The following is an 11,398-nucleotide window of genomic DNA, read 5'->3' on the forward strand; positions in this document are numbered from 1 at the left end:
GTAGGTTCGGTCCGTGCTGCTCGCCTTCGACACCGCCTCGCCCACCGTCGCCGTCGCCCTCCACGACGGCGAGGACGTGGTGGTGGAGCTGACCTCCGAGCGGTCGATGAAGCACGGCGAGCAGCTGGCCCCGCTCATCGAGAGGGCGCTCGAGCAGGCGGCGCTCGTGCGACAGGACCTCACCGCGATCGCCGTCGGCGTCGGCCCCGGCCCGTTCACCGGCCTGCGGGTCGGCCTCGTGACCGCCCGCACCCTCGCCTACGTCCTCGAGCTGCCGGTCTACGGCGTGTGCTCGCTGGACGTCCTCGCCGCAGAGGCGGCCGAGCGCCTGCCGGGGCCCTTCGTGGTGGCCACCGACGCGCGGCGCAAGGAGGTCTACCTGGCGTCGTACGACGACGGCGGGGTACGCCAGTCCGGTCCGGCCGTGGCCAAGCCGGACACCGTCGCCACCGAGCTGCCCGTGGTCGGCGAGGGCGGTGCCCTCTACCCGACGGCGTTCCCGGGCCACACCGGTCCTCTCCGGCCCAGCGCCGGCTGGCTGGCGCGGGTGGTGGCCGAGGAGCTCGCGGAGCTCTACGACCCCGACCCGCTCTACCTGCGCCGCCCGGACGCGGAGACCCCCCGGCCGCCGAAGCGGGTGTCGTGATCCGCGCCGCGACACCCGCCGACGTGACGGCGATCGCCGACCTCGAGTCCGAGGCGCTCGGTGAGGACGCCTGGTCCGAGGGCCTGGTCCGCGAAGGGGTCGAGGGCAACCTGCCCACCGTGCACTACGTGGTCGCCGACGACGGCGAGGTGGCCGGGTACGCCGTCGCGAGCGTCGTGGCCGACATCGCGGAGCTGCAGCGGATCGCCGTACGCGACGACCTGCGCCGCAGGGGCGTAGCCTCCGCCCTCCTCGACGCCGTCGTGGCGCTCGCCGACGCCGGGGGAGCCGACCGGCTGCTGCTCGAGGTGCGCGAGACGAACGCGCCGGCGCTCGCGTTCTACGCCGCCCGCGGCTTCGTCGAGGTCGACCGCCGCCCGCGCTACTACCGCGACGGAGCGCCGGCGGTGGTGATGCGCCGACCGCTCGGCGCGGCCGGCGGGGGAGGATGGACCCCGTGAAGCAGGAGCCACTCGTCCTCGGCATCGAGACCTCGTGCGACGAGACCGGGGTCGGCATCGTCCGCGGCCACACGCTGCTCGCCGACGCCGTCGCGAGCAGCGTGGAGGAGCACGCCCGGTTCGGCGGCGTCGTACCCGAAGTCGCCAGCCGCGCCCACCTGGAGGCGATGGTGCCCACCATCGAGCGGGCGTGCGAGACCTCCGGTATCGCGCTGCGCGACGTCGACGCGATCGCGGTGACCCACGGGCCGGGGCTTGCCGGCGCGCTGCTCGTCGGGGTCGCGGCCGCCAAGGCGCTGGCGCTCGGGCTGGGCAAGCCGATCTACGGCGTCAACCACCTCGCCGCCCACGTCGCGGTGGACCAGCTCGAGCACGGCGCGCTGCCGGAGCCGTGCCTGGCGCTGCTGGTCAGCGGCGGGCACTCCAGCCTGCTCAGGGTCACCGACGTGACGACCGGCGTCGATCCCCTGGGCACGACCATCGACGACGCGGCGGGGGAGGCCTTCGACAAGGTGGCCCGGCTGCTCGGGCTGCCCTTCCCCGGCGGGCCCCACATCGACCGCGTGGCCCGCGAGGGCGACCGCGTCTCGATCGACTTCCCGCGAGGCCTCACCGGCAGGCGCGACCTCGAGCGGCACCGCTTCGACTTCTCGTTCTCCGGCCTCAAGACGGCCGTCGCGCGCTGGGTGGAGGCCAAGGAGCGCGCCGGCGAGCGGGTCCCCGTCAACGACGTCGCCGCGAGCTTCCAGGAGGCCGTCTGCGACGTCCTCGTCCGCAAGGCGCTGGACGCCGCCGCCAGTGAGGGCATCGAGGACCTGCTGATCGGCGGCGGGGTGGCCGCCAACTCCCGCCTGCGGGCCATGGCCGAGGAGCGCGCCGGCCGCCTCGGCATCCGGGTGCGGGTGCCGAGGCCGGGGCTGTGCACCGACAACGGCGCCATGGTGGCCGCGCTCGGTGCGGAGATGGTGGCCAGGGGGCGCCCCGCGTCGCCGCTGGACCTGCCCGCCGACTCCAGCCTCCCGGTCACCGAGGTCCTGGCCGAAGGGTCCTGAGAGGGCGGGAGGCACGCCCCGCTACCTGCCCCGGGAGCGTATCCCGGGGCAGATAGCGCGACGTGCCTCCCGAAGGTGGCCGTCAGTCGATGACGCCGGGCGCGGCGTCCGCGTCGTCGATCCAGTCCTGGCCGTCGTCGAAGAGGTCGCGATCGCCGCGACGCTCCTGCTCGTCCTTGCCGCGGCCGCGACCGGTCCCCGCCGCGGCTGCGCCCGCGCGACCGCCGGCTCCGCCGCCTGCGACACCTCGTCCGCCCGCTGCACCGCGTCCGCCCGCGCCGCGTCCGCCCGCACCGCCGCCGGGACTCGCCGCTGCTCCGCGACCGCCGGCGCCGCGACCGGCACCGGCTCCGCCGCCGGGGCTCGCGGCCGCCCCGCGACCTAGGGCACCGGCGGCACCGGCTCGTGAGGTGGCGCCGATCGGCCGGCCGGCCGCAGAGCCGGCAGTCGCGGCATGGACGCCCGCGACGCGGCTCATCGCCCCACGGATGCCGGCCACGGCCGCGCCCGCGAGTCCGCCTCCGGCGATCGCTCCGGCGGCTGCCGACGGGAAGCCACCTGAGCCGCCACCGCCACCGATCGTCCCGGGCCCGCCCGGAGTCGTGGGGACGGCGCCCGGCGGCATGCCCGGAGGCTCCGTCGTCGTGGGCGTGGGCGTGGGCTGGAGGCCGGGAGGCTCGGTGGGCGTCTCCTCCACCGGCACCTCCTGGTTCGGCGGCGGGGGGAAGGCGCAGGTGTTGTCGTCCGGCGGGACCACCTGGACCCCGTGGTTCGGGTTGTGGCCGATGGCGGCGTGGCCGGTGCCACGGGGCGGGCGCGTGCTGCCACCGGGGGGCAGGCCGCCGCTGGGAGGCACGTACGGCGAGGGGTCTGCCGGCGTGGCGGGCTGCTCGGGGTCCGGGATGCCGTGGATCGCCTTCATCGTCTGCGTGGCCTCGCCGAAGTCCGTGTCGATTCGGTCGGCCAGCTGGCGCGCGATGTTCTCGCGCGCCTCGAAGGTGTCGTTGAACGCCTTCATCTGCTCCTGGTGCTGAGTCTGTGCCGGGAGGTCGGAGCCGTCCTTGGGACCCGGCGGCGGCCGGTACGGGCCGGGGTTCGGCGCCTGTGGGAAGTAGTGGTTCATCTCGGACTTGCCGACCCGGGCGGCGACGATGGCGCCGTGGGCCACGCCGAGCGCCTCGTTGCCCATCATCAGCTCGTCCTGCTTGGCGCGCATGCCCTTCGCGGACGTGCGGAAGGCCTTGGCCATCGCGGGGCCGGTCTGGCCGCCCAGGCTGGTCTCGAGCCCGGAGGCGTGCTCAAGAGCCATGGCGACGCTGTTGAGCAGGTTCGCGCACCGGCGCCACTCTCGGGCGCCGGCGGCGACCACATCCTCGGACGCGCCGGCGAGGGCCGTCTCGAGTCGCTGCTGCTGGGGGCCGGTGACCATCAGCCGTCCTCCTTGGGTGCTGCGCAGGAGTTGTTGGTGCTGACGTCGGGCGCCGTGAGGCACGGCTGATAGGCCTCGACCGTGCTGAGCAGGGTGCTCGAGGCGCTCGCCGACGCCTCGTCGGCGTTCGCGAAGCTGGCCACGTAGGTCTCGATGCCCTGCCGGTAGCCGTTGAGCCCGGTCATCATGTCGTGCATCGCCTGGCGCACCTTGGCGTGCGCGAGCTCGGTGTGGTGCGCAAGCTCGCTGCCGCTCTGGGAGCCGCCGAACGCCCCGGGAGGCACGTTGTCGAAGGGGGTGTCGAGCCCCGCGACGCCGCTGTCGAGGATCGAGACGATCGCCTTGATGGTGGCGTCGTCCACCTCGATGACTTGCAGGAGGCCTGCGACGCCGCCGACAGCCGGAGCTATCCCGACGGCGTTGACGGCCGTGGTGGCCTGCATCAACCCAGTGGTGGCCTGGGTGTAGTCACCCTGTGCTGCCATGACCTTCTCCTCGGTCTGGGGTGTGTCGTGAACGGTGTCAGCCTCGCCTACCCGCCCCGGTGCGCACTCAAACGTGATCGACCCAGGCTCTCCGGCGCGCGGTAAGGAGCGCGGCCGACGGCCCGCCTGCCAGCCTCGGATCCGGCTAGCATGTGCGCCCAACACCAACGAAGGAGTGTCGAGTGGTGCGCAATCTCGGATCCGTGACGGCCTTGGCCGTCGTCCTGGTGCTGGCCGCCGGCTGCTCCGACGACGAGCCGTCGGCCGCTCCGGACCCGTCGCCCACGGCGTCCACCAGCGACGCCGGCGCGGAGAGCCCCTCGCCGACCCCGTCCTCACCCAGCGTGGAGCCGGCGGCCGGGCCGGAGCTGCGCGTCAAGCGGTTCAGCGTGCGCGCACCGGAGGGCTGGGAGATCAGTCCTGAGGGCGATCCCTACACGGCTCAGGCCTACGTGAGCACCGGCATCGACACCCTCTTCATCGGCGAGTACCCCGACCTGGCCCAGGGCACCATGAGCGTCGAGGACTCCGCCCGGGCGCGCATGCGCAGTGCGGTCTACCGCCAGCAGCCGAAGCTCCAGCCGTTCGTCACCGTCGGCGGTGACAAGTGGTACCACATCGCCGGGCAGATCGACGCCGCCTCCTACCTGCTCGACTACGGCACCGTCAAGGACGGCCTGAGCCTCTCGGTGACGCTGACCTTCGCCCTCGACGTCCCGGCGGAGGAGCGCGAGCGGATCGCCGCGGCCGTGCTCGCCACCGTCACCGTCGACTGAGGGCGGCTCACCCGAGCAGCAGGTAGCCGCTGACGTCCTCGGTGTCGGGGCCACCGGCGACGACCTTCTCGACCGTGCCGTCGGCGCTCAGCCGCCAGATGCTCCACGCGCCCGGCTCCCGCTCGAACACCGTGGCCACGAGCGACCCGTCGTCGGCCCAGTCCTCGTCGACCACGACGCCGTCGGGGTCGAGCCGGGCTGCCAGCTCGCCGCCCTCGCCGATGATGCCGACGTACGAGCGGCCGAGCCCGTCGTAGTAGGCCTCCGAGACGGCCACGAGGTCGCCCGTGGGGTCGAGGTCGAGCAACGAGTAGGCGCACGTGTCGTAGGTGTAGCCGGTGGTCGCGCTGTCGTAGAGCGCGTAGCAGGCTTCGGCGCCATCGGAGGACAGCTGGACCGCCACCGTCCCGTCCTCGGCGGCGTCCTCCACGTCGGTCGGTGCCGGGTCGGCGTCCACCGCGTCGCGCAGCGAGCCGTCCGCGCCGAGCACCTGTGCAGGCCCGCCGCTGCCGTCGTTGAGGTAGAGCCGGCACCCGGTGTCGTCGCGTCCGCAGTCGCCGACCAGCGCAGTCGGGCTCAGATCGGTCTCGAGGCCGCGGGCGACGGCCCGGCTCTGGCCGTCCGAGCGCACGACCAGCTCGCCTGCGGTCGTGAGGTAGGCGATCGCGGTGCTCTGCTCGTTGGCGACGGGACCCGAGAGCACGCCGCGCACGGTGTGGGTGACCTCACCGTCCTCGTCCACCAGCTCGAGCACGTCGATGCCGGTGTCGTCGTCGTTGCGGGCGCCGACCAGCTGGCCGTCGAGCACGACGCCGAACGAGTAGGCGGCGGGGAGCTGGACCGGGGGAGCCTCCGAGCGCACCCAGGTGCGGCCGTCGAGGTAGTCGACCCCGAGGCCCGAGCCGCCGGTGTCGACACCCTCGGAGGGGAGCGGGGTGGGGTCGGCGCTTTGGTTCGCGGGCGGCAGGTCGCGGTCGGTGCGGCCGGCGAGGCCCTGGCCGGCGACGGCGAGCGGCACCACTACCGCCGCGACCGCCAGGACGCTGCCGGCGGCGGCACGACGCCGGGTGCGCCTGAGGCGCGAGGCGCGGTCCTTCACCTGGTCGAGGGAGAAGGGTGCGTCGTCGAGGCCCTGAACGCGGTCTCCCAGCTCACGGCGCACCTCGGACTCCCAGTGGTCGATGCTCATTGCTCCTCCTCCCGGTGGGCAGGGCTCAGGTCGGATGGGACGCGGTCGCGCAGCGCGGCGAGCGCGCGGCTGCACTGGGACTTCACGGTGCCGATCGAGATGCCGAGGACGTCGGCGGTCTCGGCCTCCGTCAGCTGCTCGTAGTAGCGCAGCACCACCACGGCGCGGGCCTTCTGCGGCAGGGTCTGCACGACGTCCCACAGTGCGGAGCTCAGCCCCTCGTCGTAGGCGTCGCTGATGGCGTGGTCCGGGATGGTCTCGGCGGCGAACTCTCGGCGCTTCCAGCCGCGGCGCCATAGCGAGTTGTTCTCGTTGACCATGATCCGGCGGACATAGGCGTCCACCGAGCCGCGGTCGCGCACCTTGTCCCAGGCCAGGTACAGCTTGGCCAGCGAGGTCTGCAGGACGTCCTCGGCCTGGTGCCGGTCGCCGGTGAGCAGGTACGCCGTCCGCAGGAGCTGCGGCTGGCGTGCGTCCAGGTACGCGCTGAACTCCTCGTCACGGGCCGAGCGGGCACTCACGCGCCCAGTCTCGGCGGTCGACCGTGCCGAGAGCGGCAAGGTCGTCTCGGCGTGGTCCATGTGTCGAAGACGCGAACCGCCCCGAGATGGTTGCAGTCTCCCGGAAAGGGTCAGGAGGGGCGTGCGCGTCCTCACGTCCGCCTCCGCACCCCGCCCTGGACGCGCGGCCATTACCGTTGCAGGGAGCCCATGATCGGGACAGGACGAAGGGAGCACGGATGCAGCAGGTCAAGGCGGTCGTCGCACGAGCCAAGGGTCAGCCCACCGAGGTGGTGACGATCAACGTGCCCGACCCGGGTCCGGGCGAGGCGCTGGTGAAGGTGCAGGCGTGCGGGGTGTGCCACACCGACCTGCACTACCGCGAGGGCGGGATCAACGACGACTTCCCGTTCCTGCTCGGCCACGAGGCCGCGGGCGTGGTCGAGGCCGTGGGTCCGGACGTGACGACGGTGGCCCCGGGGGACTTCGTGGTCCTCAACTGGCGCGCCGTGTGCGGCGACTGTCGGGCGTGTGACCGTGGCGAGCCGCAGTACTGCTTCGCCACCCACAACGCCACCCAGAAGATGACGCTCGAGGACGGCACCGAGCTGAGCCCCGCGCTGGGCATCGGCGCGTTCGCCGAGAAGACCCTGGTGGCGGCCGGCCAGTGCACCAAGGTCGACCCGTCGGCGCGGCCGGCCGCGGTCGGCCTGCTGGGCTGCGGCGTCATGGCCGGCATCGGCGCGGCCATCAACACCGGTGCGGTGACCCGTGGCAAGACGGTCGCGGTCATTGGCTGCGGCGGCGTCGGGGTGGCGGCAGTCGCCGGATCGGCGCTCGCGGGCGCGTCGAAGGTCATCGCCGTCGACATCGACCCGAAGAAGCTCGAGAAGGCCAAGGAGCTGGGCGCGACGCACACCGTCGACTCCTCGCAGACCGACCCGGTGACCGCGATCCAGGAGCTGACCGGCGGCTTCGGCGCCGACGTCGTGATCGAGGCCGTGGGCCGCCCGGAGACGTGGAAGCAGGCGTTCTACGCCCGCGACCTGGCCGGGACCGTCGTCCTCGTGGGGGTGCCGACGCCCGACATGACGATCCCCGAGATCCCGCTGATCGACGTGTTCGGCCGCGGCGGCTCGCTCAAGTCCAGTTGGTACGGCGACTGCCTGCCGAGCCGCGACTTCCCGATGCTGGTCGACCTCTACCAGCAGGGCCGGCTCGACCTGGACGCGTTCGTCACCGAGGAGGTCGGTCTCGGCGACGTCGAGGCGGCGTTCGAGCGGATGCACCACGGCGACGTCCTGCGCAGCGTGGTGATCCTGTGAGCGAGGCGAGAACGCGCATCGACCACGCCGTCTCGTCGGGCACGTTCAGCCTGGACGGGCAGACCTTCGACGTCGACAACAACATCTGGGTGGTCGGCGACGACACCGAGTGCGTCGTCATCGACGCACCTCACTCGGTCGAGGACATCCTCGCGGTCGTGGGGGAGCGCACGGTCAAGGCGATCCTGCTCACCCATGCCCACGACGACCACTGCCGGGTCGCACCGGCGCTGCGCGAGCGCGTCGTCGCGCCGATCATGCTGCACCCGGGCGAAAAGCCGCTCTGGGAGCTCACGCACACCGACGAGCTCTGGGACCTCGACCTGGCCGACGGGACCGAGATCGAGGTCGCCGGGACGACACTGCGGGTGCTGCACACGCCGGGTCATGCGCCGGGCGCGGTCTGCTTCTACGCGCCCGAGCTGGGCTGCGTGTTCACCGGCGACACCCTCTTCCACGGCGGGCCCGGGGCGACCGGCCGCTCGTTCAGCGACGAGGACCTGATCGTGGAGTCGATCCGCACCCAGCTCTTCGCGCTGCCCGACGACACCGTCGTCCACACCGGCCACGGCGATGACACGACCATCGCAGCCGAGAAGGCGGCGCTGGCCTGACCCGGCCCGTCCCGCCGGCCGCAGAGGTCCCGGCGGGACGGGACCATCGTCCTTCGAGATGCTGGACCTTCTGCACTGAGCACCGGCCTCCGGGATCCGTAGATTTCGTGGTGTCGCGAATGACATCAGGTCTTCGCAAGCAACAGGAGGACGTCATGCGCTCCACTCTCGACAAGTTGATCTCCGGTACCGGCCTGCTCCTCGCGGCCGTGCTCCTCGTCGCGGGAGGCCTGCTCACGTGGGCGAACGTGTTCATCGGAGACCAGGTCGAGGAGCAGCTGCTGGCCCAGGACATCGTGATGCCCGAGGGTCCCGCCCTCGGCGGCCTGAGCGACGAGAGCGTCGAGGCCCTCGAGGAGTTCGCCGGCTCGCCGATGGACACCGGCGCCGAGGCTCGTGCCTACGCCGACCACTACATCCAGTCCCACATGAACTCCAGCGGCGAGGAGCTCGCGGGCGAGCCGCAGACGTACTCGGAGGCCAGCGACAAGGCCCGTGAGCTCGGCGCCGCCCTCGCGGAGAACCCCGAGGCCAGCCAGGAGCAGATCGACGAGGCGGCCGCCTGGGGCGAGCTTCGCGAGTCGCTCTTCATGGGCAGCACGCTGCGCGGCCTGCTCCTCTACGCCTACGCCTTCGCCACCATGGGCCTGATCGCCGGGTACGCCGCCGTCGCCTCCTTCGTCGGCGCGGGTGTCCTCCTGGTCCTGGGCCTGCTGGGCCTGCGGCACGCCGGCCGGATCAAGGCGAGCGAGACCACCGCCACCGCCTGACCACTGCGGTCGACCACGGACCTGTCGCCCCCCCGGGCGGCAGGTCCGTTGCGTGTGCGGGTGACCCGGCCTTGCGTGGCGGCCCTGCGCGGCTCAGAACGGGTCGACGAGCAGTGCCGTGCCCTGACCCCCCACGCGGGTCAGCACGATGGTGGCCTCGTCGTCGCCGACCAGCGCCAGGCGCTTGCGCAGCTGCTCCGGGACCACCTCGACGCCCCGCTTCTTGATCGTGAGGCGGCCGATGCCCCGCTCGCGCAGGGCGGCGCGCAGCGCCTTCTCGCGGTACGGCAGCTCCGCGACGACCCGGTAGCCGCGCGCGAACGGCGTACGGAAGGAGCCGTCGGAGGTGACGTAGGCGATGTGCTCGTCGAGCAGCCCGCCGTCGACGCCGGCGGCGACCGCGGTCACGAGCCCGGCTCGGATGACGGCGCCGTCCGGCTCGTAGAGGTACTCGCCGACGGCGCGGACCTCGCCGCCCGGGTCGTCCTCGTCGGTAAGGGTGGCGAGCCCACCGTGCCCGATCACGGTGGCGCGGCGGCGCACGGTCGCGAGCCGGCCCGACCAGAGGGCCGCCTCCTTGACGTCGCCGTGGTCGCTGACCCACTCGGCCTCCACGCCCTCGGGCACGAGCGCGTGCGGGATGCCGGGCGCGACCTTGACGCAGGAGTCGCGGCGCAGGAGCCCTTCGACGAACGGCCAGGGCGGCGCCCAGTCGTCGACGTCGAAGGTCCGGCCACGCGCCGTACGGCGGGCCGGGTCGGCGAAGGCGACGTCGAAGGGGCGGGTGTCGATCTCGGTGGCGTCGGCCACCGCGACCGCGCCGCCGAGGTCGAGGGCGGCCAGGTTGGCCTCCGCCACCGCCACCCGGACCGGGTCGAGGTCCACCCCGGCGCACACGATGCCGACCCGCGCGGCGGCGAGCAGGTCGCCGCCGATGCCGCAGCCGAGGTCGACGAGGCTCTGGGCGCGAAACGCCGCCAGGCGTCCTGCGCGGTGGTCCGCGACCGCCGCACGCGTGGCCTGCTCGAGGCCGTCCGGGGTGAAGTACATCCGTGCGGCGAGGTCGCCGAACTTGGCCACGGCCCGCTCGCGCAGCCGCACCTGCGTCAGCGCGGCGGCGGCGTGCTCGGCGCTCGCCGAGCGTCGCAGCGCGGTCTGGGCGCGCAGCGGGTCCGGCTCGTCGAGGGCGCCGGCCTCGGCCAGCAGCCGCTGGCCCGGCTCGGTGAGCAGCCAGCGAAACGAGTCGAGGTCCACCCCGTGATCCTGTCAGGCCGGGTCTACCGCGGCGACGGCAGCGCAACCTTCCGCGCGGCCCCGACTCCTGCTGCGCTGGCGCCCAGTGTGCTCACGAGGCGATTCTGGCGCCGCGCCTTGAGCGGGGACGGTTCCGCGACCTTGTCGACGTCCGTCCGCGGATAGGTACGCGACTTCTCCACCGCTCGATCCGGATGCCGTCCGGGCCGAGCAGGCACAGCACCCGCAAGCTGTCGTAGGTGCCCAGACCCTACGTCTCCGGCGCGGCCACCGCGGGCGCGTCCACGCCGGGCAGATCGACTCCTGCGCACCGGCGGCACGGAGGGCCTCGCAGCCCCCTTCTGGCACTCTCCTGGCCTGAGTGCTAGTTTCGTTGTTGGCACTCTCACCATGAGGGTGCCAGAGCTTGCAGTGTGGTGCGACCCCCGCGACGGCGTACCTCCCCGCAAGCCCCAACGTGGGGAGGACGCCGTCCTCCCGGTAGAGCAACCCAGAGTCAGAGAAAGTGGAGGTCGACACCGTGTCGGTCAACATCAAGCCTCTCGAGGACCGCATCGTCGTGAAGCCGCTCGACGCCGAGCAGACCACGGCGTCCGGCCTGGTCATCCCGGACACCGCCAAGGAGAAGCCCCAGGAGGGCGAGGTCGTGGCCGTGGGCCCCGGCCGCTTCAACGAGGACGGCGACGAGCGCATCCCCATGGACATCTCCGTGGGCGACAAGGTCATCTACAGCAAGTACGGCGGCACCGAGGTCAAGTACGGCGGCGAGGAGTTCCTCATCCTCTCCGGCCGCGACGTCCTCGCGATCGTTTCCTGATTTTCTTTCGGGTCGTGGGGGGGGGGGGGGGGGGGGGGGGGCGCCCCCCCCCCCCCCCCCCCGAAAAGTTGAAAAGGAAG

Annotated in this window: 13 protein-coding genes; 8 read left to right on the forward strand and 5 right to left on the reverse strand. The window is 73.0% G+C overall.

Annotation, left to right across the window (positions count from 1 at the left end; genetic code table 11):
- Positions 1-13 precede the first annotated feature (13 nt).
- From tsaB to tsaD, 3 genes are read left to right on the forward strand one after another with little or no spacing between them, the layout of a single operon-like run.
- Positions 14-646, forward strand: a complete 633-nt coding sequence (tsaB, locus tag LRP67_RS16570; protein WP_231271275.1) for a tRNA (adenosine(37)-N6)-threonylcarbamoyltransferase complex dimerization subunit type 1 TsaB — start codon at positions 14-16, stop codon at positions 644-646.
- Positions 643-1,107: a ribosomal protein S18-alanine N-acetyltransferase gene (rimI, locus tag LRP67_RS16575; RefSeq protein ID WP_231271276.1), complete on the forward strand. Its 465-nt coding sequence runs from the start codon at positions 643-645 to the stop codon at positions 1,105-1,107. The genes tsaB and rimI overlap by 4 nt, the downstream gene beginning before the upstream one ends.
- Entirely contained in the window at positions 1,104-2,159 is a 1,056-nt protein-coding gene (gene tsaD, locus LRP67_RS16580; protein WP_231271277.1) for a tRNA (adenosine(37)-N6)-threonylcarbamoyltransferase complex transferase subunit TsaD, read from the forward strand. Before rimI ends, tsaD begins: the two co-directional genes overlap by 4 nt.
- Positions 2,160-2,241: 82 nt before the next feature.
- Here the strand turns inward: tsaD and LRP67_RS16585 are convergent, their stop codons facing one another.
- Both LRP67_RS16585 and LRP67_RS16590 read right to left on the reverse strand, forming a co-directional pair.
- Entirely contained in the window at positions 2,242-3,588 is a 1,347-nt protein-coding gene (locus tag LRP67_RS16585; protein WP_231271278.1) for a hypothetical protein, read from the reverse strand.
- The gene (locus tag LRP67_RS16590) at positions 3,588-4,073 is read right to left on the reverse strand and encodes a hypothetical protein (RefSeq protein WP_231271279.1); all 486 of its coding nucleotides are present in this window, start codon (positions 4,071-4,073) and stop codon (positions 3,588-3,590) included. Before LRP67_RS16590 ends, LRP67_RS16585 begins: the two co-directional genes overlap by 1 nt.
- 203 nt (positions 4,074-4,276) lie before the next feature.
- On the opposite strand from LRP67_RS16590, the gene LRP67_RS16595 reads away from it, so the two are divergent.
- Entirely contained in the window at positions 4,277-4,849 is a 573-nt protein-coding gene (locus tag LRP67_RS16595; RefSeq protein WP_231271280.1) for a hypothetical protein, read from the forward strand.
- Between the two features lie 7 nt (positions 4,850-4,856).
- Here LRP67_RS16595 and LRP67_RS16600 read toward each other — a convergent pair whose 3' ends face one another.
- Both LRP67_RS16600 and LRP67_RS16605 read right to left on the reverse strand, forming a co-directional pair.
- A complete protein-coding gene (locus tag LRP67_RS16600; RefSeq protein ID WP_231271281.1) occupies positions 4,857-6,038 on the reverse strand; it encodes a hypothetical protein in 1,182 nt (393 codons plus the stop codon).
- Complete coding sequence (locus LRP67_RS16605) at positions 6,035-6,559, reverse strand: SigE family RNA polymerase sigma factor (protein ID WP_231271282.1); 525 nt, start codon at positions 6,557-6,559, stop codon at positions 6,035-6,037. The genes LRP67_RS16600 and LRP67_RS16605 overlap by 4 nt, the downstream gene beginning before the upstream one ends.
- A 218-nt stretch (positions 6,560-6,777) precedes the next feature.
- Here LRP67_RS16605 and LRP67_RS16610 point away from each other — a divergent pair, with 218 nt between their 5' ends.
- From LRP67_RS16610 to LRP67_RS16620, 3 genes are all read left to right on the forward strand, one after another.
- Positions 6,778-7,863 (forward strand): S-(hydroxymethyl)mycothiol dehydrogenase, encoded by a 1,086-nt coding sequence (locus tag LRP67_RS16610; RefSeq protein ID WP_231271283.1) that lies wholly within the window; start codon positions 6,778-6,780, stop codon positions 7,861-7,863.
- Positions 7,860-8,477, forward strand: coding sequence for an MBL fold metallo-hydrolase (locus LRP67_RS16615; protein ID WP_231271284.1), 618 nt, complete (start codon positions 7,860-7,862; stop codon positions 8,475-8,477). The genes LRP67_RS16610 and LRP67_RS16615 overlap by 4 nt, the downstream gene beginning before the upstream one ends.
- A gap of 155 nt (positions 8,478-8,632) precedes the next feature.
- The gene (locus LRP67_RS16620; RefSeq protein WP_231271285.1) at positions 8,633-9,247 is read left to right on the forward strand and encodes a hypothetical protein; all 615 of its coding nucleotides are present in this window, start codon (positions 8,633-8,635) and stop codon (positions 9,245-9,247) included.
- 93 nt (positions 9,248-9,340) lie between these two features.
- Here the strand turns inward: LRP67_RS16620 and LRP67_RS16625 are convergent, their stop codons facing one another.
- Entirely contained in the window at positions 9,341-10,501 is a 1,161-nt protein-coding gene (locus LRP67_RS16625) for a class I SAM-dependent methyltransferase (RefSeq protein WP_231271286.1), read from the reverse strand.
- A 505-nt stretch (positions 10,502-11,006) separates the two neighbouring features.
- Here LRP67_RS16625 and groES point away from each other — a divergent pair.
- On the forward strand, positions 11,007-11,318 hold the full coding sequence (gene groES / locus LRP67_RS16630; protein WP_374107427.1) for a co-chaperone GroES: 312 nt from the start codon (positions 11,007-11,009) through the stop codon (positions 11,316-11,318).
- The last annotated feature ends 80 nt before the right edge of the window (positions 11,319-11,398 follow it).

The organism is Nocardioides sp. cx-169 (genome assembly GCF_021083605.1).
Classification (GTDB): Bacteria; Actinomycetota; Actinomycetes; order Propionibacteriales; family Nocardioidaceae; genus Nocardioides.